This is a genomic window from Actinoplanes sp. NPDC049265 (assembly GCF_043197135.1).
Lineage (GTDB): Bacteria > Actinomycetota > Actinomycetes > Mycobacteriales > Micromonosporaceae > Actinoplanes.
The window spans coordinates 1-22,637 of sequence record NZ_JBICSP010000040.1; the positions used below are offsets into that span (position 1 = coordinate 1).

The window sequence follows — 22,637 nt, forward strand, 5'->3', positions numbered from 1 at the left end:
TCCAAACACCAACGTGGACAGTCGGGCGGGGTGAAACCGCAGGCAAAAAGGGTGGGCCGCCAGGGACTCGAACCCTGAACCTAAGGATTAAAAGTCCTCAGCTCTGCCATTGAGCTAGCGGCCCGCGGTTCTACAGGGTACCGGTGACCGGAGCAAGAGTGCGCGGCCGTTCCGCTCCTCGAGCGTTTTCCCAGCTCAGACAGCATGGAGCGGCGTCGGGAAGGACGCTGTACGACTACCGGTCCAGTACGCCCGTCGCAACGGTCACCGCCGCGCCGTGGGTGTTCCAGTGGGAGACCGTGAACGGGCCGCGACGGGCGGGGTCCAGGTCATCGACCGGGCCGGCAACGCGACGTCGGTCTCGGCCCGCACCTGGCACCGCTAAGGCGTGTTCGCGGTCCAGCCGGGGCTGCGAAAACACGGCCGAGCACCGACCGAGATCAGGTCGTCTCCACGATTACGCAGGTGGCGCTGATGTCGCCGGTGAAGTTGACGATCATTGTGAGGTCGCCGGTCTCGCCGGCGCCGAGCAGGTCGGCCAGGTTGGCGGTCAGGTCGCCGGCGAAGAGGTGACCGGAGCGGTCGGCCAGGTCGACCTCGGGGGCCACGACGCCGGCCTGGCGGACGCCGGCCATCACGACCTTGACGATCGCCGGGCGTACCCGGCTGACCAGGACCCTGCGCAAGCGCGGGTCGGCCGGGTCGATGCCGGCGTCGGCCGCGGCGGCCTGGGCGGCGTCGCGGACGGCGGCCCGGAGCAGGAAGCCGGCCTGGGGTGACGACTCGTCGGTAGGGCCGGCGGGGACGCCGGGGCGGAACGGGTTCCAGGCGGGGTAATGGGCCTCGTTGCCGGGGCGTCCGCTCGACGCCACCGAGCGGAGGGCCAGATGGCCGGGGCGGCGGGAGAGCAGCAGGGCCGTCGCGCCGTCGCCGTAGCCGAGGTACCAGCGCCGGGGCCAGTCCGGACCCAGCGCGTCGGAGGTCACGACCAGGCAGTTCGACGTGCGGGGCTCGGTCAGGAGATGCGCGGCGGCCAGCTGGAGGGCGGCGGCCGACCCGTTACAGTTCTGCCGCAGACCCATGGCCTGGGCCTGGTCGGCGCCGAGGAGGCGGGCCAGGCGGGGGGCGAGTTTCCATTCGTACGAGGTGTCGCCGACACAGGCGTGGACGAGCAGGCCGACGTTCTCGGGGCGGACGGCGGCGTCGCCGAGCGCGCTGCCGGCCACGGCCAGGGCGAGCAGTTCGGTGCTTTCCGCCGGGCTGGCCACCGGCAGCTCGTCGACCTGGAACGACGCGGCGTGCTCGGCGGTGATCAGCCCGCGCCCGACGGCCCGGCCGGCCGGCTCGCGGCCGGGCGGCAGCAGCACCTTGGCCGCGTTGATGTACAGCCCGTCGACCTGCATACGCGATCCAACGCGCGGGTGGGGGGAAAGTTCAGACCGCAACGGTTAGATCGGTGAAGAGATCCAGGCCGAGAAGACGGGCAGGTGGTGCCAAGGTCCGGGTTGGCGCGGGGAGGCCACGGCGATCACCGCGTACGGGTGCCCGAAGCGCAGGTCGGCGAAGCGCGCCGTTCCGGCCGGCCGCCACGCCGCCCCGGTGAGCATCGCGAAGCCGCTCACGGCGGCCGCCTCGAACCCGTACCGGTCGTAGCGCGCGGTGGCCGACTGGGCCGCCTTGAATCCGCCGGGCGGCACCCGCAGCAGTGGCGCGAGGACGTCGGCGGCCGCGTCGAAGCCCAGCGCCGGCCCGGTCAGGTCGTGCCGGCTGGTGGCCGACCACGCGGGCAGGAACGCCTGGTGGAACTCGGTGCCAGGGTCTGAGGTCTGCTCCTCGCGGATGCTCCACAGGTCGGTGTCGGCGAGCGGCAGGTCGTACAGCGAAACGGGGTTGAGGTCTTCGTGCGCGGCCGCGATCACCCGCTCGTGGGGCACGTCGGGGGCGGCGGCGACCGACCACACCTCGAGGCCGCCGTCGGCTGCGGCGACGTGCACGATGACCGGGCCGGCCTGCTGCGATCGGGCGATGAAGGCGCGGTGGGCGGACGGGCTGCGCAGGATCTCGCCGATCGGGCCGGCCCACGGGCTGTCGGGGCCGAGCGCGCTGCCGGGACCGAGGTCGAACGGCGCCGACCAGGTGATCTTCGTGGCCAGGGCGCTGCCGAGGACCAGCGCCACGTCGGGTGAGACGGTCAAGGGAAAACGATCGATCATTCCGTACGTGTGCTCCGCGGCCCACCGATCGAGCCCGTCCTGTTCCGGTAATGGTCCGGCCTCGGTGGCGGCGGGCAGCGTCCACGAGGCCAGGCGCTGCGGGTCGACCCAGTGCGAGTGCCAGACCGCGGTGGCCGCCGCGACCAGCGGATGCGGCTCCTTGAGCAGGGCTTCGGCCTGTTCGGCGGCGGACGCGGCCGGCATCCCGAGCGCGTCGTCGAGTGCGCTGCCGGCCGTGCTGGAGGCCGCGAGGGCCAGCAGCAGCCATGCTCCGAGCGGCGATCCGACGTGATGCTGGTCCCCGATCGCCGCGTGGAACCGCCCCGCATAACGTCCGATCGCAGCCCGGAGATCCGCCATCCGGTCAGCGTACGCGGAGGATGGCCGTACCCGGATTTATCCTTTTTGCCTCTTGCGAAGCGGGGCCGCGATCGGTGAACCTTTCGGGCACGACGTGCGTACCACCGGCGGAGCAACCGACGAAGGGACCGGGGCGATGCCCGACCAGGACCTGACCGCGCTGGCCTTCGCCGCCGCGCGCGGTGATCGGGACGCGCTCACCGACCTGATCCGCGCCACCCAGCGCGACGTGCTGCGCTTCCTGACGCCGCTGACCGGCGCGGCCGACGTCGAGGATCTGGCCCAGGAGACGTTCCTGCGCGCGGTGCGGGCGCTGCCCGAGTTCGCCGGCCGGTCGTCGGTACGCACCTGGCTCTTCGCGATCGCCCGCCGGGTCGCCGCCGACGACGTACGCCGGGCCACCCGCCGCCCGCGGATCGCCGCCCTGACCGACTGGCAGTCGAGCGCCGAGTCGGCCGAGTCGGCGCATGCCCGCTTCGACGAGCAGCACGCCCTGCGCGACCTGCTGGCCGGCCTGACACCGGAGCGTCGTGAGGCGTTCGTGATCACCCAGGTCTCGGGCCTGTCCTACGCCGAGGCGGCCGAGGTGTGCGGCTGCCCGGTCGGCACGATCCGCTCCCGCGTGGCCCGGGCCCGCGAGGATCTGGTCGAGGCCATGCGTGACGGACGTACCGCGTACTCGCAGCCAGGCTAGAGGACGTTATCCACAGGGTGATCAACTACCTGTGGACAGAGGTTAAGATTCCAGGTCTGGCGCGGCGGGCGACAACTTGCGACGCTAAGCAGCGTGTATGACTACGACCTGTTGGTGCTGGGCTCCGGGCCCAGTGGGCAGAAGGCCGCCATCGCTGCCACCAAGCTCGGACGGCGGGTCGCCATCGTCGACCGCCGCGACATGATCGGTGGGGTGTGCATCAACACCGGCACCGTCCCCTCCAAGACGTTGCGCGAGGCGGTGCTCTACCTCACCGGCCTGAGCCAGCGCGACCTCTACGGCAGCAGCTACCGGGTCAAGGAAGAGATCACCGTCGCCGACCTGAGCGCACGCACCTCGCACGTGATCAGCCGGCAGACCGACGTGATCCGCAACCAGCTGTCCCGCAACCACGTCGCCATGATCACCGGCACCGGCCGCTTCGCGGATCCGCACGCGCTGTGGGTCGACGGCGGCGACGGACGCGAGGTCAGGGTCACTGCCGACAAGATCATCATTGCGGCGGGTACGCGGCCCGCCCGGCCCGACAGCGTCGACTTCGACGACCGGACGATCGTGGACTCGGACGGCGTGATCAACCTGGAGGCGGTGCCCCGGTCCATGGTCGTGGTCGGGGCGGGCGTGATCGGCATGGAGTACGCGTCCATGTTCGCCGCGCTGGGCACCAAGGTCACGGTGGTCGAGCGGCGGCCGCAGATGCTCGACTTCTGCGACGAGGAGATCATCGAGTCGCTCAAGTACCACCTGCGGGACCTGTCGGTGACGTTCCGGTTCGGCGAGGAGGTCGCCGCGGTCGAACGGCACCAGACGGCTGCTCTGTGCGTACTCAAGAGCGGTAAGAAGATCGTCGCCGACACGGTCATGTACTCGGCCGGGCGGCAGGGCCAGACCGACCAGCTGGCGTTGGAGGCGGCCGGGCTGGAGGCCGACAAGCGCGGCCGGATCAAGGTCGACGGCAACTTCCGCACCGCGGTCGAGAACATCTACGCCGTCGGCGACGTGATCGGATTCCCGGCGCTGGCCTCGACGTCGATGGAGCAGGGCCGGCTGGCCGCGCACCACGCCTGCGACGAGCCGGTGCGCACCATGAGCGAGCTCCAGCCGATCGGCATCTACACGATCCCCGAGATCAGCTTCGTCGGTAAGACCGAGGCCGAGCTGACCGACTCGTCCACGCCGTTCGAGGTCGGCATCGCGCGCTATCGCGAACTGGCCCGCGGCCAGATCGTCGGCGACTCCTACGGCATGCTCAAACTGCTCGTCTCACCGGACGACGGCAAGCTGCTGGGCGTACACGTCTTCGGCACCGGGGCCACCGAGATCATCCACATCGGGCAGACCGTGATCGGCTGCGGCGGCACTGTCGATTACCTGGTCGACGCGGTCTTCAACTATCCGACCCTGTCGGAGGCGTACAAGGTCGCGGCCCTGGACGCCTCCAACAAGATCCGCAACATCACCCGGATCGACGGGTGACGTTGGAGCCCAGTGCGCACATTCGCCCTGAGCGGGAAGCGGCCCGGGCTCAGTACACCCAGACCTTGGTCTTGATCGGCAACTTGCCGTTCTTCCACAGGTAGTTCATCGCGGAGATCGACAGGCGGGCGCAGCCGTGCGAGGCGGCGAAGGGCGGGACACTGTTCGCGCCGTGCACGGCAATGCCCCCGTTGAAGTACTTCGGCCGCCACAGCATGCCGAGCGGGGCGTCGCGCCAGCCGTCGATCTGCCGGGAGACAGTGAACTTCCCCTTCGGCGTGCTGGCGATCGCCGTACCGCCGTCCTTGGTGTCGTACCGTTCGCCCGAGCCGGTCGAAGTGTTGAAGGTCTGCTGCACCTCGCCGTCCTTGACCAGCATGAGCAGCTGCTTCTTCTTGTCGATCTCGACGACGTAGCCGCCGGAGCTCTTCGCCTTGGGCCGGACGCCGGCGTCGAGAGCCTTCTTGGTCTTGGTGCCGACCACGCCGTCGCGACCCAGGCCGGCCGCCTTCTGCAGCGCGTACACCGCCTGCGTCGTGGTGCCGCCGAACTTGCCGTCGGCCGTGCCATTCCAGTAGCCCAGCTCGGTCAGCCGCTGCTGCAACGCCTTGACCTCGTCACCCTTGGCGCCGTTGCGAAGTTTGTCGTCCTTCGCGGGCTTCGTGGGCTTTGTGGTCGGTGGTGCGCTTGGTTCGTCGGACGGCGGCGTCGATGGTTCGGCCGAGTCGCCCGGCGCCGGCTCCGTGGCGGGCGCGCTCGACGCGGTCGAAGGCACGGACGGCGGCGCCGCGGCGTCCTCGTCCGACTTCGACCCGCACCCGGCGACCAGCGTGACCGCCATCGCCAATGCGGCCACCAAGCTCCCGGTTTTCCTGATCATCGGCAACCTCCCCATCGACAAGCTTGCCATCGTCCGGCTACCGATAGACGGTCGAAAGGGCCTCAAGGTTGCAACGACGCGTAAGGTCGCCTTCCGACTGCGGAGCGTTGTATCTGACGTTATCCGAGGTCAGGCGTCAGGCGGATACGCCCGGGAAAAAGAGTCAAGTACTCTTCGGCTATGTCGTGGAAGGCCAGCGCCCGGCACGGTGTGCGCGAAGCACCCGCCGGCTTAGCGCTCGTCCAGGAGTTGCTCAACACCCGAGCGACGATGACGTACGGTGCTGACCTGCTGGCCGGCCCCGACGACGCCCAGCGCTGGCTGACCGACGCCCTGGCCACCTGGTCCCGCGTGGCCGGCCTGCCCGCCCCCGTGATCCTGCTGTCGTCCACCGACTTGCGATCGCTGCGGCGCCTGCGCACGACCTTCGAAAACATCATCCTGGCCGGCGGCCGCAACCAGCCCGAGGGCACCCTGCCGCCGGCCGACGTCCCGGTCAGCCTGGTCCCCGACGCCGACGGCTGGGTCCGGATCGTGCCCGCCGGCCGCGGCACCCGCTGGCTGGCCTCCGCTCTGTGGGCCGAGGCGTTGCTGGCCCAGCAGGCCGGCCTGTGGCCCCGCCTGAAGCTGTGCCACAACGTCGACTGCCGGGCGGCCTTCTTCGACGCGTCCCGCAACAACAGCGGCGTCTGGCACGACGTGAGCACCTGCGGCAACACGGCCAACCTCCGTGCCTTCCGCGAACGCCGCCGCCTCCTCGGCACCACCGGCGACCAGCAACGCCCCACCGTCGACCGCCCCGACCTGCGATAGCCGCTCGCTTCCGTCCCCCCGCGCCAGCCGCTGTCCAATCAGGACGGCCTCGAGACGCCGACGATCCGGTGGGGCTCGGGCTCGTAACGGGCGGGGTCAACACCTAGCTACGGACCATCGGGGTGTAGGTCTGGCTGGGCGCGGGGCCGGGGAGTGGGCAGGCTGGCCGCCTGGCGAACCTGGGCGGGACACCACGGCCAGCGCAGCTGGGCATCAGGCCCTCGAGACGAAGGGCGAACCGAATCGCAACCGCGTAGAGCTCAATCTGCTCCGGACAGCGTTCGAACTCGAAGGGCATGAAGAAGCTGCGTCTCGCCCTGGCTGTTGTGGCCGCTCTGTCCGTGGTCGCCGGTGCCGGCGCATGCTCGGCCGGCGTGCTGCCCGGCGAGACGCCCGCGATGGCCGCCCCGATCGCGGCCGGCAGCAAGGCGACGGCACCAGCGCACGGCGGGACGCCCGCGATGGCCGCCCGGGTCGCGGCCGGCAGCGAGGAGCCGGCACCGGCGCACGGCGGGACGCCCGCGATGGCTGCGACGGTCGCGGCCGGCAGCGAGGAGCCGGCGCCTGTGCGGATCATGCCGCTCGGTGATTCGATCACGTACGGCATCGGCTCGGTGCGGTTCGGTTCCTATCGGGTGGAACTCGAGCAGCGGCTGCGCGCCGCCGGCGTCGACGTGGACTTCGTCGGGTCGCAGCGGTCTGGGACGCAGCCGGGGTACGACACCGACAACGAGGGCCATTCTGGCTGGCGGATCCGCAAGATCGCCGAGAACGTCGACGGGTGGATCTCGACGTACCGGCCGGACGTCGTGCTGTTGCACATCGGCACCAATGACATGCGCAGTGCTGATGAGGCGGTCGGCGCGCCGGGGCGGCTGAGCCTGCTCATCGACCAGATGCTCGACGCCTCGCCGGACGTCCAGATCCTGGTGGCGAAGATCGTCGGCTCCAACGACGAAACCGCCCGCCGGATGTACTCCAAGCAGATCGACGCCTACAACGCGGAGATTCCCGGCATCGTCGCGACCAAGGGCCCGCGCGTACGCCTGGTCGACCAGACCGGCGTCGATGGCACCGATCTGCTCGACCGGCTGCACCCGAACGAGTTCGGCTACTCCAAGATGGCCTGGACCTGGTACCGCGCCCTGGAGCCGCTGCTCAACACCAGCGGCCAGGCCTGGCCGGCGACCGGCAACCCGTTCCAGGCGACAGCGAAGTACATCCGGCTGTTCAGCCCGTCCGGCACCGAGGGCCGCTGGTGGTATCTGCGTCCGGTGACGGTCGAACGCGACGGTCGCACGGTCACCAGCCGGCAGTGGCAGACTCGGCGCACGGTCACCGAACGCTACCGGGTCAAGGTCAACGGCCAGTGGGTCGTTCGTACGCGTACCGTCACCCGCTGGTCCGCGACCTGAGAGGGTGCCGGCGCGCGCTCGACGCCGCCGACCGGCGGCTGATCATCGACTGGCCGGTGTGGGGTTCCTCTGCTGGGCCGGGATCCAGGTGCTGGCCCAGCAGAACGATGGCCGCCGATAACGCGTGTCGTGGAGTGCTTCCCGGGTGGCGGCGTCGATGGCGGGGGGGTCGAGAATCGGGGCGACCCGGGCGCGAAGGCCTGCGCCGGCGCGTTCGCGTCCATTGCTGGTGTTTCGGGGTGGTGAACTGACCCTCGTCCGTTCGGTCCGGTCATGATCGACGGGTCGGGGCCAAGATCGGCCGGGCGCAGGATGCGTGGGACGGGAGTGGCGGAAAAGACTCGTAGGCGCTTTGCCTCTTACTTGATCCGCTCTTGAACTGGGGATCTATGGCAGTCTACGACTCGGCTTACGCGTCCGTGGTGGCTACCGTGGTACGCGGGAGCTCGTGGCACTCGCAACTCGCCTGGCTCACGCCTCCGTCGGAGCGGGAACGGGACCTCTACCTGGGGCGGCGGCAGCACCGGTGGTTCTTCTGGGCGCAGGCCGTCGCCCTGGTCGGGGTGGCGGTAAGCCTGTACGGGCTGGCGCGCAACGCGTACTGGACGACTGCTTTTCTCCTCCCGCTCGCGGCGTTCGTGGCCGAACAGGTGCTCGCCCTGCGCACCTCAACCTATCCTCGCCGGATCGATCTGCGTACCCACCGCCGGGTTGTCGACGGGTGGGCACCGACCGTGGTGCCGTCGGTGGATGTCTTCATCCCCACCTGCGGCGAGGATCCGGCGCTGATCGACAACACCGCCTACCACGCGTCGAAGCTGCGGTGGGCGGGGCGGCTCACCGTCTACCTGCTGGACGACGCGGACGATCCGGCGGTGGAGAGGATCGCGCGGCGGTACGGGTTCCGCTACCTCACGCGGGTGGGATCGGCGTACAAGAAGGCGGGCAACCTGCAGCGCGCTTTGGAACGTTCCAGCGGCGACCTGATCACGATCCTCGACGCCGACTTCGCGCCGCGTACCGACTACCTGCTCGAACTGGTGCCGTACCTCGACGACCCGCGGATCGGCATCGTGCAGAGCCCGCAACTGTTCTTCACCGACCGCACCATGAGCTGGCTGGAGCGGTGCGCCGGCGCCACGCAGGAGATGTTCTACCGTTTCATCCAGCCCAGCCGGGACGCGGTCGGCGCGGCGATCTGCGTGGGCACGTCGGCCGTCTACCGCCGCTCCGCGCTACGCGCGATCGGCGGATTTCCGCAGATCGGGCACAGCGAGGACATTTACACCGGCATCGAGATGGGCAAGGCGGGATTCGGGCTGAGGTACGTGGCCACGTGCGTCAGCCGCGGCCGATGCCCGGACCGGCTCGACGCCTTCCTCACCCAGCAGTACCGCTGGTGCGAGGGATCGTTGTCGCTGCTGGCGGACACCGGCTTCCACCTCGACCCGTCGATGACCCGGCCGCAGCGCGCCAGCTTCTGGTCGGGGTTCGCGTACTACCTGATCACCGCCGTGAACGCGCTGCTGGCGCCGATGGCGTCGCTGGTCATGCTCTGGTTCTTTCCCGCACAGGTGTCGAACTGGAACATGCTGCCGCTGGTCGCCGCCGTGCTGCTCTGGCTGGTGGTCTATCCGATGCTGGCGGCCGGGCGGTGGCGTGTCGAGGTGCTGCGGGTGCAGGCCGTCTACGGTTTCGCCCACCTGTTCTGTCTGCTCGACCTGATCCGCGGGCGCAGCCTGGAGTGGCGGCCCACCAACGCGGCCGGCGGGCGGGGCGGCGGGATGGCCCGGATCCGCCTCGTGATGGGCGCGTACCTGATGGTCACGCAGGGGCTGATCGGGGCCGGGCTGGCGCTGGCGGTGAGCCGGTACGGGTTCGGCGAGTTCTGGGCGCTGATCCCGCTGACCGCCCTCAACGCGTACGTGTTCCTGCCGGTCGTCTGGCTCGCGATACGGCAGACGCCGGCCGCTCGCGGGGCTGTCGCATGAGCACTGTCGTTCTCATCCCGCGGCCGTCACTGCCGCGGGCGATGGCCGAGTCGTTCCTGTCGCCACGCCGGCATTCCGGCACCCGGCGCTGGCTGCACTACCTGCCGATGGTGCTGATCCTCGGCGTGCAGGCCGGGCTGACACTGCGGCTGCACAACATCGCCAACGCGGACGAGGCGCTCTACATCGACGCCGGGCACGCCTACCTCGCACAGTGGGCCGGCGGGCCGGCGGCACCCGACTACGGCGGCTATTTCTCCGGCTTTCCCCTGGCCTACCCCATCTTCGCGGCCGTGGTGGACGGTCTGGGCGGGCTGGCCGCGGTCAGGTTCACCAGCCTCATCCTGATGATGATCGCGGTGTACGCGGCCGGCGCGATCGCCGCGCGGCTGGCCCCTGCCGGCCGGTCGTGGGGCGCCCGCCTGGCCGGTATGGCGTTCGCCGCGCTCAGCGGGCCGACGCTGTTCGCCGGGCATCTGGCCACCTTCGACGCCGCCTGCGCCGCCGCGGTCATCGGCGCCGCCGCGCTCGCGGTCACCCGGACCGGTGCCGGTTCGGCCGCGCTGGCCGGGCTCGTCGCCGGGGTGGGCGCGATCGTCAAGTACACCGGTGCGCCGTTCGTCGCGGTCGCCGTCGTCCTGGCCGTCCTCAGTGGTCCGACGCTGCGCCGCGGCCTGGCCCGGGCGTCGCTGCTGGCCGTCACCGCGGCCGGCGCGATGCTCGCGGTCTACCTGCCCAACGCCGGCTGGATCACCACCGGCATCCGGTTCACGACCACCAACCGGGCCGCCCACAACTACCGGGACCTGTCGTTCCTGGGTCGGGAGTTCCTGCTCGGCATGGGTCTGCTGGCCGCGCTGGCGGTCGTCGGCCTGGTCCTGTCCCGACGCCGCGACCTGCTGATCGGGGTGGCCCTGCTCGGCGCCGGGGTGGCCATCCCGCTCAGTCAGGCGCGGTTGCACGAGTACACCTCGTACAACAAGCACCTGGTCTTTGTGGCTCTGTTCTTCGCACCGGTGGCCGCTCTGATCCTCCGGTTGCGCGCGCCCCTGCTGCGGCCGGTCGTTCTCGCCGCCGCGCTCTATCTGCTGGCCGTGACCGCGATGTACCGGGCCGACTTCATGTTCCACGAGTGGCCGGACAGCACCCCGGTCATCGCCCGCGTCGAGCGGGAGAACCGCCCCGGCCTCTACATCGGCGTCGGCGCCGACTCGATGGCGTACTACGCCAAGGACCATCCCCAGCTGCGGTGGACCGAGCCGTGGGCGCTCTACGGTGCCGGCCCGGACCAGATGCGGGCCGAGGTCGCGGCCGGGAAGTACGCCGGGATCATCCTGACGTCGGGCGAGACCGGCAGCGCCGACCTGGACGCCAGGACGGCGCTGATGATGCGGCTGGTGCGCGACAACCCGCGGTACGAACTGGCCGGCACCTGGCCGAAGCACCGCTACGACACCAACCGCTTCTACCTCTACCTGCGCCGCGACTGACCGCCGCGGCCGTCAACGCCGACGGGTCTCCAGCTCGATCGGGGCGACGACGCCGAGAGGCTTCACCAACCGTGGCATCAATCGGCGAGGATGGGGAAACTCCCTGGTGAGACCTGTGAAGGGGGGTCATCATTCTTACCGTCAACGCCATTACCGCGACCTCAGCCACCGAACCGCTCGTGCGCGGCACGGTCGAGCGGCGTGATCTGGGGCCGCGCGATGTTCTGATCGAGATCCGCTACGCCGGCATCTGCCACTCCGACATTCACACCGTGCGGGGCGAATGGGGTGAGGTGCCCTACCCGCTGACCGTGGGCCACGAGATCGTCGGCGTTGTCACCGAGGTCGGCGGGCAGGTCAGCAAGCACGCGGTCGGTGATCGGGCCGGGGTCGGCTGCATGGTCAACTCGTGTCGCGAGTGCGCCAACTGCCAGGCCGGTCAGGAGCAATACTGCACCACCGGCAACATCGGGACGTACGCCGACGTGGACCGCGACGGCACTGTCACGCAGGGCGGGTATTCGACGCACGTGGTGGTCGACGAGGACTTCGTGCTGCGCGTACCCGAATCGATCCCCTATGAGAAGGCGGCGCCGCTGCTCTGTGCGGGAATCACCACGTACTCGCCGCTGTCGCACTGGAACGCCGGGCCGGGCCGGAAAGTCGCAGTGGTCGGCATGGGTGGGCTCGGGCACATGGCCGTGAAGTTCGCCGTCGCGATGGGCGCCGAGGTGACAGTGCTGTCCCAGACGCTCGGCAAGAAGGACGACGGTCTCGCCTTCGGCGCCGCCGACTATCAGGCCACCCGGGACGCGGCGACCTTCGAGGCGCTGGCCAACCGCTTCGACCTGATCATCAACACGGTCAGCGCGCCGATCGACGTGGAGGCCTACCTCGGTCTCCTGCGCCTCGACGGCACCCTGGTCAGCGTCGGCGCGCCGCCCGAGCCCCTGCCGGTGCAGGTGTTCGCGTTGTTCGGCAACCGCCGGTCGTTCGCCGGATCGAGCATCGGCAGCATCGCCGAGACGCAGGAGATGCTCGACTTCTGCGCCGAGCGCGGCATCGCCCCGGAGGTCGAGGTCATCGACGCCGGCCAGGTCAACGAGGCGTACGAGCGGGTGCTGAGCTCCGACGTCCGCTACCGCTTCGTGATCGACGTCGACAGCCTCCGCTGAACCGTCAGTGTGCGACGTGGAACCTGCGCCGGCGGTGCTCGGGGCGCTCGATCTCGTCCAGCACCGCGATCGCCAGGTCGCCGGCGGAGATCTCGGACGTGCCGTCGGGACCGGTCAGCAGGACGTCGTCGCTGGTCCGGTACTCGCCCGTCTCGGTGCTGGGCACCCAGGCGCCGAACAGTGCCGCGGGGCTGACGAAGAACCAGTCCAGTGCCTCGGGCGAGTTCCGCAGCACGTCGAGCTTGTGCAGGCCCAGCTCGACCTCGGGCCGGACCTCGTCCGCCGGGGGCTCGACGTCGAACAGGCGAGGACCGTCCGCGGCCATCAGCAGCGACGACGCGCCGCCGAGGACGCCCAGGCGGACACCGGACTTCTCGGCCAGGGCCACCAGCTCGGCGAAGACGCCCTCGATGGCGGGGGCGCCGCCCTCGTTCTGCCGCGGCGACAGCGCCTCGAACACGACGTCGGCGCCGCTGACCGACTCGGTCAGGACGGCCGGGTCGAGGGCCGAGCCGGTCACGTAGGTGACGCCCGGTACCGGCTCGGCCGGCGCCGTCCGGCTGACCGCGGTCACCTCGTGCCTGCGCTTGGCCGCCTCGCGCACCACGGCGCTTCCGCCGTAGCCGGTACCGCCGAGGACTGTGATGCGAGCCATGCTGCCTCCTGGTGTGGGTTGATGGATGAGTCAGTCGATGCGCAGGGAGCGGATCGAGTTGCCGAGCTGGATGCGCTCGATGGCCGACACCGCGGTGCTCGGGTCGTCGGCGGCACCGACCGCCAGCAGCAGCGGGACGTAGTGGTCGGCGGTCGGGTGGGCGATGTCGGCGCCCGGCGCCCGGGTGCGGTAGTCGGACAGCGCGTCGATGTCACCGCGGGCGACCGCGTCGGCGGCCCACTCGTCGAACGCCGCCGTGTGCCCGGCGAGGCGGGGATCGCGCATCGCGGCGAAGCTGTGGGTCATGAAGCCCGACCCGATCACCAGGATCCCCTCTTGCCGCAGCTCGCGGAGCCGCCGGCCCAGGGCGAGGAGTGGCCCGGGGTCGAGGCTGGGCATGGACACCTGCACGACCGGCACGTCGGCGGCCGGGTACATCGCCATCAGCGGGATGAAGGCGCCGTGGTCGAGGCCGCGGTCGGTGAACTGGTGGACCGGGCCGGTGCGGGGGAAGGTGCCGGCGACGCGGTGGGCGAGCTCGGTGGCATCCGGCGTGGCGTACGGCAGGGTGTAGTAGCGGGGGTGGAAGCCGCCGAAGTCGTAGTAGAGCGGGGTGCCGGCGGCCGAGGCGGACAGCGCGGCCGGGGCGGTCTCCCAGTGCGCCGAGACGACGACGATGCCCCTTGGCTTGGGGATCGACTGGCCCCAGGCGTACAGGTCGTCGAGCCACTGCGGGTCGTCGAGGGTGGGCGGCGCGCCGTGACTGACGAAGAGCGACGGCAGCGGTCCGTCGGCGGGCGCCCACTGACGCTGGTTGCGTGCCTCCGGCAGGACCCGGGCCAGGAGCGCGTCATAGGCGCCGGCCGGGACGCCGCGAAGGTCGGTCATGGGGTCAACCCTAGGCGCAAATTACTTCAAGCGACAAGTGTTTCGACTTTTCGCGCGGCGAACCTTGCCTTTGTGCAACGGTCGCGGGGGTGACAGATGAGCGTACCGTTCGGATCACGATGGACGATGATCGGAACCGCTCGGTCGATCCGGTCCGACCCGGATCTCCGGTGGCCGGGTCGGTCCTGCTGCTGGGCGAACCGTTCACCGCATCGACCATCACCACTCTGCGGCACCGGCTCACCGCGGCGGTCACCGCGGCCGGGCTGGCCGGTGCGGCGAGCGAAGACTTCGTGCTGGCCGCCCACGAACTGATGACCAACGCGGTACGCCACGGCGGCGGCGCCGGCCATCTCGAACTCCGCCAGACCGACGACATCCTGACCTGCGAGGTCGTCGACCACGGCCGCCCCGACGACCTGCCGGTGCGGTTGTCACCGACCGACCAGGCCGGCGGCCGTGGGCTGTGGCTCGCGCATCAGCTGACCAGCTCCCTCATCCTCAGCCGCCGCCCGGACGGCGTCACCGCCAGCATCAGCGTCTGCGTGACAGAGGCACCGACCGTCCAGGCCCGGCCGTGACCACAACGGGGCGGGCGTGGCCGGCGGCCCGCTGACAGAACCGGGCCGGCCGCGATGACCGCCATTAGGCTGTGGCGATGCGGATCGCGGTGATCACCGGTGGGGGCAGTGGCATCGGGGCGGCGGTGGCCCATGAACTGGCCGGCGACGGCTGGCGGGTGGTCATCGCCGGCCGGCGGCGCGAGGCGCTCGATGCCGTCGCCGCAGCCGCCGACGGGGTGGAAGCCGTGCCGGCCGACGTGACCGACGAGGCCAGTGTGCGCCACCTCTTCGACCACACGGTCGAGCAGTACGGCCGGGTCGACCTGCTCTTCAACAACGCCGGCACGGGCGCGCCACCGATGTCGATCGACGAGCACCCGCTCGACGCCTGGCAGCACGTCGTCGCCGTGAACCTGACCGGCGTCTTCCTCTGCACCCGCGAGGCCTTCCGGGTGATGCGGCACCAGCAGCCGCCGGGCGGCCGCATCATCAACAACGGCTCGATCGCCGCGCACACGCCCCGGCCGCAGTCGATCGCCTACACGGCGACCAAGCACGCGGTCACCGGGCTGACCAAACAGACGGCCCTGGACGGTCGGGCGTACAACATCGCCTGCGGGCAGATCGACATCGGCAACGCGGCCACCGCGATGGCCGCCGGCGCCGCCGCGGGGGCACCCCAGCCCAACGGTGAGGTGCGGCCCGAGGCGGTGATGGACGTGGCCGAGGCCGGCCGGGCGGTGCGCTACATGGCCGGGCTGCCGCTGGACGCGAACGTGCTCACGATGACCGTGATGGCGACGACGATGCCGTACGTGGGACGGGGGTGACCGCGATGGACCACGGCCGTGCGTGGGAATCGGACCGTACCGTCGTCCGATTCCCCGACCCGGCGATCGAGATCGTCGACGAGCGGTTCCGGTCGCTGGTGGTGGGTCACGAGGTGGTCGAGCGGCTGTGGACCGGCGGGCGCTGGCTGGAGGGCCCGGTGTGGTTCGGCGACGGGCGCTTCCTGCTCTTCTCCGACATCCCCAACGACCGGATGCTGCGCTGGAGCGAGTCCACCGGGCGGGTCGACGAGTTCCGCCGGCCGTCGGGCAACAGCAACGGCAACACCCGCGACCGGCAGGGGCGGCTGGTGACCTGCGAGCATTTGAAAAGGCGGGTCACGCGTACGGAACACAACGGTGTCGTCTCGATCCTGATGGATTCGCACGACGGAAAGCCGTTGAACGCCCCCAACGATGTGACCACGCACTCGGACGGCTCGGTGTGGTTCACCGACCCCGGCTGGGGCATCGCGTTCCACTACGAGGGGGACAAGGCCGAGGAGCAGATCCCGCGGTACGTCTACCGGATCGATCCCGGCACCGGCGTGGGTGAACCGGTGATCACCGGCATGGAACGGCCGAACGGGATCTGTTTCGCGCCCGACGAGTCGAGGCTCTATGTGGTCGACGTCGGGCACATCCGGGTCTTCGAGATGCGCGACGGGCGGCCGGTCGACGGGCGGGTCTTCGTCGAGATGAGCCCGGGCGGCCCGGACGGCATCCGGGTGGACACCGACGGCAACCTGTGGGCGTCGGCCGGCGACGGCGGCCCGGGCTTCGACGGGGTGCACTGCTACAGCCCCGACGGCACCCTGCTCGGCCGGATCCACCTGCCGGAGGCCTGCGCCAACCTGTGCTTCGGTGGCGTCAAGAAGAACCGTCTGTTCATGACGGCCAGCCGCTCGCTCTACAGCGTGTACGTCGAGGCGCTCGGCGCCCAACAGCCCTAGGAGGTCCCGTGCAGCGCATCGAAGCCGACCTGATGATCCCGGGCCGGGGAGCTCCCGTCGCCGGCGCGGTGGTCCTGCTCGACGGCCCGGCGATCGCGTACGCCGGCCCGGCCGCCGAGGCACCGCCGGCCGCCCCGGACGACGACGTGACCACCGCGGCCGTGGTCATGCCCGGCCTCTGGGACTGCCACGTGCACCTGCTCGGTCAGCTTCAGCCCGACCTGGCCATGCTGCCGCGCGAGCCGATCGCGCTGCGCGCGGCCCGGGGTGTCGCCGGTCTGCGGGCCGCCCTCGACGCCGGCGTGACGAGCATCCGCGAGCTGGCCGGCCTGGGCGCCGACATGGCCCCGGCGGTCGCCGAGGGCACCATCGCGGGCCCGGCCATCCACGCCGCCGGCGCCGCCATCTCCCCCACCGGCGGACACGTCGACCTGCACAGCTATCCCCTGTCGTGGGTCCACGAGTGGGGGGCGACCAGCGGCGACCTGCGCGTGGCGGACGGCACGGCCGAGTGTGCCCGGGTGGTCCGCGAGCAGCTCCGACGCAACGCCAAGGTGATCAAGGTGTGTGCCTCGGGCGGCGTGATGTCCGAGGTGGACCATCCGATGCACCAGCAGTTCACCGACGCCGAGCTGCGCATCCTGGTCGAGGTGGCCGGGCTGGCCGAGCGGGTCGTGGCCGCGCACTGCCACGGCAAGCCGGGCATGATCGCGGCGCTGGAGGCGGGCGTCCGCACCATCGAGCACGGCACCTACCTGGACGAGGAGTGCGCCGACGCCATGCGCGAGACCGGCGCGATCCTGGTGCCGACCCGGTTCGTGATCCACTCGGCGATGGCCGACCTCGACCGCCTCCCGCCGTACGCCCAGCCGAAGATGCGGGCGGTGGCCGAACGGCACGCCGAGGCGATCGCCCTGGCCCACCGCAGCGGGGTCACGATCGCGATGGGCACCGACATCGGCGCCGGCGACTGGGGCCGGCACGGCGAGGAGCTGCCGCTGCTGGTCGAGTCTGGTCTCACCCCGCTCGAGGCGATCGAGGCGGCCACCGCCAACGGCCCGGCCACCCTCGGTCCGCAGGCGCCGCGGTCCGGCCGGCTGGCCGAGGGCTACGACGCCGACCTGCTGATCCTGGACGACAACCCGCTCGACGACATCGCCGTGCTGGCCGACCCGGCCCGGGTACGCCAGGTGTGGAAGGCCGGGCGCCGGGTCAAGTAGGCCGTCCGGTCAGAAGGCGAGTTCGCCGAGCTCGTCCTGGAGGGTTCCGGTCGGGCCGTCGGCACCGAGGGTGGCCAGGCGTACGACGATCTTGGCGCTTTCCTCCACCGGCCGCCCGATGCCGAACGCGGCCGTCATGTCGGTGGCCGTGGTGCCCGGCTCGAGCGCGTTGAATTTGATCCCCGGCTGCGACTTGGCGTACTGCACGGTGAGCATGGTCGCCGCCGCCTTGGAGGCCGCGTACAACGCCAGCGGCATGCCGTACTCGGGCCGGTCGGGGTTGGTCACCGCCCAGAACGAACCCATGCTGCTCGACACCGTGACCACCGTCGGGTTGGACGACTTGCGCAGCAGCGGCAGGGCCGCCTCGGTGACCCGCACCAGGCCCACCGCGTTGACGTCGAAGGCGCGGAGGGCGGCCGGACCGTCGACGGCTCCGTCGGCGAGGATCCCGGCGTTGTTCACCAGCACGTCGAGCCGGCCCTCGGCCGCGTCGATGGACGCCAGCGCGGCCCGCACCGATGCGTCGTCGGTCACATCGAGCTGGACGAACCGGGCACCGATGCCGGCCGCGGCCTTTTCTCCGCGTTCCGGGTCGCGCGCCCCGAGGTAGACGGTGTGGCCGAGGTCGAGCAGCTGACGGGCGGTCTCGAAGCCGATGCCCTTGTTGGCTCCGGTGATCAGTGTGACGGTCATGCGACGAACGCTAGGTCCGCCCGCGGGGCCCAGCCAGAGCCCTCCGCGGCCAGGGGTACGACAGGCCCCCGGCTAACCCGGTCCCACCGCGGTTGAACCCGGTCCCGGCCCGGCCGTTCGTTGAAGGGTGGCGGACGGGCGCAGTGTCATCGACGGAGCGTTCCGGCTGCTGCGCGCGTTGCCCGACACCGGCCCGGAGCGGCAGATCGCCCACCTCACCACGCTGACCGGCCTGCCCCGGCCGACCGTGCACCGGCTGCTCGGCCAGCTCGCCGAGGCCGGTTCGGTCGAGTGGCGCGACGGTCGCTGGGCGCTGGCGGCCGGCCTGATCGAGTTGGCCCGGCGGGTCGAACCGCTCGCCGGTTTGCGCCGGACCGCCGCGGCGGTGATCCAGGAGGTACGCGAGCAGACCGGCGCCGCGGTGTCGCTGGTCGTGCCCGGCGGCGACGCGTTCGTGGCCCTGGAGATGATCCCGGGCCGCGACGAGCTGCCGATCACCGCCCAGCCGGGCTCCGCGATGCCGGCGAACACGGCGGCCGGGATCGCTTTGACCGGTGACCCGGGGCCACGCCGCCGGCCGTTCGGCGCCGCGGTCGACGACGAGGACTCGTTCGAGGGCATGACCTGCTACGCGGTACCGGTCGAGCTGCCCGGCCGGCCGCCGGCGGCGCTGCAGATCGCCACCTTGTCGGCCCGTCCGGCGGAACGGTCGGCCGCCCTGGTGCACCGGGCGGCGATCGAGCTGCGGCGCCGGCTGTCCGCTGAGCGGACAGTTCGGTAGACCTCCCCCGGTTCGGCCGGACCATGGCCGTCGTGACCGAATCGAAAATGGCATTGATCACCGGCGCCGGCCGCGGCCTGGGCGAGGGAATGGCCCGCCACCTGACCGAGGCGGGCGTCACGGTGATCGGGACCAGCCGCGACCACGGGCGGACCGACTTCCTCCCGCTCGACGTGCGGCAGACCGAGACGTACCCGGAGTTCCTGGCCGCCCTGCGCACCCGGCTCGATGGCGCGAAGATCGACTACCTGATCAACAACGCCGGGATCGGCGTCTACGCGCCGTTCGACGAGACCACGCCCGAGCAGTTCGACGATCTGGTGGCGACCAACCTCAGGGCACCGTTCTTCCTGACCCAGAGCCTGCTGCCGGTGATGAACGACGGCGGGCGGGTGCTCAACGTGACCACCGCGGTCACCCGCGGGGTGGTGCCCGGCATGTCGGCGTACGCGGCGGTCAAGGGCGCCATCGAGGTGCTGACCCGCTACCAGGCGGTGGAGCTGGCCTCGCGGTCCATCCGGGTGAACGCCATCATGGGCGGCGCCGTGCTGACCGATTTCGCCGACGGCATCATGCGCTCCGACTACGTCCAGGACCTGGCCGCGCACACCATCGCGCAGGGCCGCATCGCGAACGTCGACGACATCACCGCGGCCGTGCCCGCTATCCTCTCCGACCGTTTCCAGTGGGCGACCGGCGGCATCATCGACCTGTCCGGCGGTCAGAGCCTGTAGGCACCGCCCGGCCGGTTGTTAGGAAGCTGTCAGCTTTCCGGACGCGGCCAAAGGCGGCACTTATAGTCGTCGCCGTGTGCGCGTATCTGCTGGTCGCCGAGGACGACCCGGCCCAGGCCGAGGGCATGCGCCGATACCTCGCCGCCGACGGTCACGACGCCGTCGTCGTACACGACGGGCGGGCCGCGCTCGAACACGCGCGACGCCGCCGGCCCGACCTGCTCGTGCTCGATCTGATGATGCCCGGGCTGGACGGGCTGAGCCTGTGCCGGATCCTGCGCGACGAGTCCGACATTCCCATCCTGATGCTGACGGCCCGATCGTCCGAGGCCGATCTGCTGACCGGATTGGACGGTGGCGCGGACGACTATCTGACCAAGCCGTACAGCCCCCGGGAACTGCTCGCGCGGATCCGCGCCCTGCTGCGCCGCAGCGCCGGCCGGGCCGACGCCGCCCAGCTGCGGGTCGGCGGGGTGGCGGTGGACGTCCCGCACCACCAGGTGTCGATCGACGGCCAGGTGGTGGACTGCACGCCGGGCGAGTTCGCCATCCTGGCCGCGATGGCGGCCGAGCCGGACCGGGTGTTCACCCGCGGTCAGCTGCTCAAATACACCAACGGGGTGGAACGTGACTCGGTCGAGCGCAGCATCGACGTGCACGTGCTCAACCTGCGCCGCAAGATCGAGCCCGATCCGCGGCGGCCGGCCCGGCTGGTCACCGTCTACGGCATCGGCTACAAGCTGACCGCCGGTGCGGCGTGACCGCGGCGCGCGTACCCCTGCATCGAAGTCTGCTCTTTCGCCTGCTGGTGGCCTCCCTGACGATCGCGGTCGTGGCCATCACCGCCACCGCGTGGCTGGCCTCGCAGTACACGTCGCAGACGATCACCCAGCAGATCGGGCAGTCGCTGAGCGATGACAAGGGCGTGTACGACGAGCTGCTCGGCTTCGCGGCCACGCATCGGGACTGGTCGGCGGTCCAGCCGCTGATCGCCGCGCGGGCGACGAAGCTGCACCGCCGGATCACGCTGATGACCCTGCAGCGGCAGCTGATCGTCGACTCGGCCACCGGGCCGTCGCTGGTCGCCGCCCGGCCGTCGGCGACCGTCGACCCACTGTCGGTCGATCTGGCGCTCACCGGGCGTACCGATCGCATCGACTCCCGGATCGTCGGCCCGTTCCGGCTGACCGCCGCCGATCAGCGCCGGCTGCGGGCCGAACTGGACGATTCACTGCGCTGCACCCGCTCGTACGGGAGCGAGGCCGAGGTCGTCACCGGCCCGCACAGCCGTCCGAAACTCGTCGTCACCCAGCTGGGCAAGCCGCCGTACCCGTGCGCGCTGGTCCCGCTGCCCGCCCGATCCGAGCAGCGCCCGCTGGCCGCGCTGCGGAAGCTGGTCGCCACCTGCGCGGGCGAGCGGCGCCCGGAGGAGCTGGGCATCTCGGCCGATCTGGTGGTGACCGTCGTCGACACGGGCCGGGGCATGACCGACCCGGTGCGGACCGGGCGGGCGGCGGCGTGCCTGGACAAGGCGCGGCGTACCCAGCTCGAACCGTATGTCGCCCCGCCCGCCCTGCTGTTCGTCACCGACCCGGGCGGCCCCACCGCCCAGCGCACGTTCCCGCTGTCCCGCGACAACCTCATTCGCACGGGTACGGCCACCGCGGTCGTCCTGATCCTGGCCGTGCTCGTCACCGTCCTGGTCGGACGCCGGCTGGTCCGCCCGCTGCGGGCGCTGACCGACGCGGCCCGGCGTCCGGGCGACCATCCGCGCGTCCCGGTCACCGGTCGCGATGAGATCGGCTATCTGGCCGCCGCGCTCAACGAGCTGGCCGAACGCCGCGAGCAGTCCGAGCGGCAGCGCCAGGCGATGGTCAACGACGTCGCCCACGAGTTGCGCAACCCGCTGACCAACATCCGCACCTGGCTGGAGGCGGTGCACGACGGACTGGCCACCGTCGACGGTCCGGTGCTGGCCCTGCTGCAGGATCAGACCGCGCAGCTGCAGCACATCGTCGACGATCTGCGTGACCTGGCCGCCGCCGACGCCGGCACGCTGCGCATGCATCCCGAACCGGTGTACGTGAACGACGCCGTCGGCCAGGTCGTCGACGCCCACCGGCCGAACGCGGCCGCCACCGGGGTCCGGCTGGTCACCGAGCACGACGGCGACCCGGAGGTGATCGCCGACCCGGTCCGGATCCGTCAGCTGGCCGGGAACCTGCTCGCCAACGCGATCCGGCACAGCCACGCCGGCGGCACCGTCACCGTCCGGACCGGTGTGAGCGGCGGGTCGCTGACGATCGCGGTCGCCGACACCGGGGTCGGTATCGCACCGGCCGACCTGCCGAAGGTCTTCGACCGGTTCTGGCGGGCCGACGACTCACGCAGCCGCAGCACCGGTGGCAGTGGGCTGGGCCTGCCGATCGCGCGCCAGATCGCCACCGCGCACGAAGGGGACATCAGCGTGGAAAGCCGGCTGGGCCGGGGGACGGTCTTCACCGTCACCCTGCCCAGCCGGCTTTCCGTGCCTGACGTCAGGACTTGAAGGCGTCCTTCACCTTCTCGCCCGCCTGCTTCAGGTTCGAGCTGGTCTGGTCGGCCTTACCTTCGGCCTCCAGGTCCTTGTCGTCGGTAGCCTTACCGACGCCTTCCTTCGCCTTGCCGCCGAGTTCCTCGGCCTTGTTGTCGACCTTGTCGTCGAACGCCATTGCGCACCTCCCGTTGTCTACGAGCACTGGTGTACCCGGGTGCGCGGGCGCCAACCCTGCCCGGCCGGTCCGGTCTTTCGG

The 22,637-nt window shown here is 71.0% G+C and carries 22 protein-coding genes and 1 tRNA gene; 15 read left to right on the plus strand and 8 right to left on the minus strand.

Features of this window, described 5'->3' with window-relative positions; translation table 11 throughout:
• Nucleotides 1–52: 52 nt before the first annotated feature.
• The 3 genes from ACGFIO_RS43350 to ACGFIO_RS43360 all read right to left on the minus strand — a co-directional run bounded on the left by ACGFIO_RS43350 (nt 53) and on the right by ACGFIO_RS43360 (nt 2,573).
• Nucleotides 53–124 (minus strand) — tRNA-Lys (locus ACGFIO_RS43350).
• A gap of 316 nt (nt 125–440) precedes the next feature.
• Entirely contained in the window at nt 441–1,403 is a 963-nt protein-coding gene (locus ACGFIO_RS43355) for a hypothetical protein (protein ID WP_392836906.1), read from the minus strand.
• Nucleotides 1,404–1,448: 45 nt separating this feature from the next.
• Entirely contained in the window at nt 1,449–2,573 is a 1,125-nt protein-coding gene (locus ACGFIO_RS43360) for a hypothetical protein (RefSeq protein ID WP_392836908.1), read from the minus strand.
• Between the two features lie 136 nt (nt 2,574–2,709).
• Between ACGFIO_RS43360 and ACGFIO_RS43365 the strand changes: the two genes are divergently transcribed.
• On the plus strand, nt 2,710–3,267 hold the full coding sequence (locus tag ACGFIO_RS43365) for a sigma-70 family RNA polymerase sigma factor (protein WP_392836910.1): 558 nt from the start codon (nt 2,710–2,712) through the stop codon (nt 3,265–3,267).
• Nucleotides 3,268–3,360: 93 nt separating this feature from the next.
• The gene (gene sthA / locus ACGFIO_RS43370; protein ID WP_392836912.1) at nt 3,361–4,764 is read left to right on the plus strand and encodes a Si-specific NAD(P)(+) transhydrogenase; all 1,404 of its coding nucleotides are present in this window, start codon (nt 3,361–3,363) and stop codon (nt 4,762–4,764) included.
• 49 nt (nt 4,765–4,813) lie between these two features.
• On the opposite strand, the gene ACGFIO_RS43375 is transcribed toward sthA, so the two are convergent.
• Nucleotides 4,814–5,644, minus strand: a complete 831-nt coding sequence (locus ACGFIO_RS43375; RefSeq protein ID WP_392836914.1) for a peptidoglycan-binding protein — start codon at nt 5,642–5,644, stop codon at nt 4,814–4,816.
• A 180-nt stretch (nt 5,645–5,824) separates the two neighbouring features.
• On the opposite strand from ACGFIO_RS43375, the gene ACGFIO_RS43380 reads away from it, so the two are divergent.
• From ACGFIO_RS43380 to ACGFIO_RS43400, 5 genes are all read left to right on the plus strand, one after another.
• A complete protein-coding gene (locus ACGFIO_RS43380; RefSeq protein WP_392836915.1) occupies nt 5,825–6,457 on the plus strand; it encodes a CGNR zinc finger domain-containing protein in 633 nt (210 codons plus the stop codon).
• A gap of 296 nt (nt 6,458–6,753) precedes the next feature.
• The gene (locus ACGFIO_RS43385) at nt 6,754–7,872 is read left to right on the plus strand and encodes a GDSL-type esterase/lipase family protein (protein WP_392836918.1); all 1,119 of its coding nucleotides are present in this window, start codon (nt 6,754–6,756) and stop codon (nt 7,870–7,872) included.
• Between the two features lie 389 nt (nt 7,873–8,261).
• The gene (locus tag ACGFIO_RS43390) at nt 8,262–9,863 is read left to right on the plus strand and encodes a glycosyltransferase family 2 protein (RefSeq protein WP_392836920.1); all 1,602 of its coding nucleotides are present in this window, start codon (nt 8,262–8,264) and stop codon (nt 9,861–9,863) included.
• Complete coding sequence (locus tag ACGFIO_RS43395; RefSeq protein WP_392836922.1) at nt 9,860–11,353, plus strand: hypothetical protein; 1,494 nt, start codon at nt 9,860–9,862, stop codon at nt 11,351–11,353. The genes ACGFIO_RS43390 and ACGFIO_RS43395 overlap by 4 nt, the downstream gene beginning before the upstream one ends.
• A 131-nt stretch (nt 11,354–11,484) precedes the next feature.
• Nucleotides 11,485–12,528 carry an NAD(P)-dependent alcohol dehydrogenase gene (locus ACGFIO_RS43400; RefSeq protein ID WP_392836973.1) on the plus strand — a complete coding sequence of 348 codons (1,044 nt, stop codon included), beginning with the start codon at nt 11,485–11,487 and terminating at the stop codon, nt 12,526–12,528.
• Nucleotides 12,529–12,532: 4 nt separating this feature from the next.
• On the opposite strand, the gene ACGFIO_RS43405 is transcribed toward ACGFIO_RS43400, so the two are convergent.
• Both ACGFIO_RS43405 and ACGFIO_RS43410 read right to left on the minus strand, forming a co-directional pair.
• Nucleotides 12,533–13,183, minus strand: coding sequence for an NAD(P)-dependent oxidoreductase (locus ACGFIO_RS43405; RefSeq protein WP_392836925.1), 651 nt, complete (start codon nt 13,181–13,183; stop codon nt 12,533–12,535).
• Nucleotides 13,184–13,213: 30 nt separating this feature from the next.
• Nucleotides 13,214–14,071 carry a DODA-type extradiol aromatic ring-opening family dioxygenase gene (locus tag ACGFIO_RS43410; protein WP_392836928.1) on the minus strand — a complete coding sequence of 286 codons (858 nt, stop codon included), beginning with the start codon at nt 14,069–14,071 and terminating at the stop codon, nt 13,214–13,216.
• Between the two features lie 119 nt (nt 14,072–14,190).
• Here ACGFIO_RS43410 and ACGFIO_RS43415 point away from each other — a divergent pair, with 119 nt between their 5' ends.
• From ACGFIO_RS43415 to ACGFIO_RS43430, 4 genes are all read left to right on the plus strand, one after another.
• On the plus strand, nt 14,191–14,652 hold the full coding sequence (locus ACGFIO_RS43415; RefSeq protein ID WP_392836931.1) for an ATP-binding protein: 462 nt from the start codon (nt 14,191–14,193) through the stop codon (nt 14,650–14,652).
• 77 nt (nt 14,653–14,729) lie between these two features.
• Nucleotides 14,730–15,464: an SDR family oxidoreductase gene (locus ACGFIO_RS43420; RefSeq protein ID WP_392836933.1), complete on the plus strand. Its 735-nt coding sequence runs from the start codon at nt 14,730–14,732 to the stop codon at nt 15,462–15,464.
• A 5-nt stretch (nt 15,465–15,469) separates the two neighbouring features.
• Nucleotides 15,470–16,414 (plus strand): SMP-30/gluconolactonase/LRE family protein, encoded by a 945-nt coding sequence (locus ACGFIO_RS43425; RefSeq protein WP_392836935.1) that lies wholly within the window; start codon nt 15,470–15,472, stop codon nt 16,412–16,414.
• A gap of 32 nt (nt 16,415–16,446) precedes the next feature.
• The gene (locus ACGFIO_RS43430; protein WP_392836975.1) at nt 16,447–17,634 is read left to right on the plus strand and encodes an amidohydrolase family protein; all 1,188 of its coding nucleotides are present in this window, start codon (nt 16,447–16,449) and stop codon (nt 17,632–17,634) included.
• Between the two features lie 9 nt (nt 17,635–17,643).
• Here the strand turns inward: ACGFIO_RS43430 and ACGFIO_RS43435 are convergent, their stop codons facing one another.
• Nucleotides 17,644–18,330 carry an SDR family NAD(P)-dependent oxidoreductase gene (locus ACGFIO_RS43435; RefSeq protein ID WP_392836938.1) on the minus strand — a complete coding sequence of 229 codons (687 nt, stop codon included), beginning with the start codon at nt 18,328–18,330 and terminating at the stop codon, nt 17,644–17,646.
• A 127-nt stretch (nt 18,331–18,457) separates the two neighbouring features.
• On the opposite strand from ACGFIO_RS43435, the gene ACGFIO_RS43440 reads away from it, so the two are divergent.
• The 4 genes from ACGFIO_RS43440 to ACGFIO_RS43455 all read left to right on the plus strand — a co-directional run bounded on the left by ACGFIO_RS43440 (nt 18,458) and on the right by ACGFIO_RS43455 (nt 22,393).
• Nucleotides 18,458–19,111, plus strand: coding sequence for a helix-turn-helix domain-containing protein (locus ACGFIO_RS43440; RefSeq protein WP_392836940.1), 654 nt, complete (start codon nt 18,458–18,460; stop codon nt 19,109–19,111).
• 32 nt (nt 19,112–19,143) lie between these two features.
• Nucleotides 19,144–19,845 (plus strand): SDR family NAD(P)-dependent oxidoreductase, encoded by a 702-nt coding sequence (locus ACGFIO_RS43445; protein ID WP_392836943.1) that lies wholly within the window; start codon nt 19,144–19,146, stop codon nt 19,843–19,845.
• Between the two features lie 74 nt (nt 19,846–19,919).
• The gene (locus tag ACGFIO_RS43450; protein ID WP_392836946.1) at nt 19,920–20,606 is read left to right on the plus strand and encodes a response regulator; all 687 of its coding nucleotides are present in this window, start codon (nt 19,920–19,922) and stop codon (nt 20,604–20,606) included.
• Entirely contained in the window at nt 20,603–22,393 is a 1,791-nt protein-coding gene (locus ACGFIO_RS43455) for a sensor histidine kinase (RefSeq protein WP_392836948.1), read from the plus strand. Before ACGFIO_RS43450 ends, ACGFIO_RS43455 begins: the two co-directional genes overlap by 4 nt.
• On the opposite strand, the gene ACGFIO_RS43460 is transcribed toward ACGFIO_RS43455, so the two are convergent.
• Nucleotides 22,383–22,556, minus strand: coding sequence for a CsbD family protein (locus ACGFIO_RS43460; protein ID WP_392836949.1), 174 nt, complete (start codon nt 22,554–22,556; stop codon nt 22,383–22,385). The two genes, ACGFIO_RS43455 and ACGFIO_RS43460, sit on opposite strands and share 11 nt — an antisense overlap.
• Nucleotides 22,557–22,637: the final 81 nt, after the last annotated feature.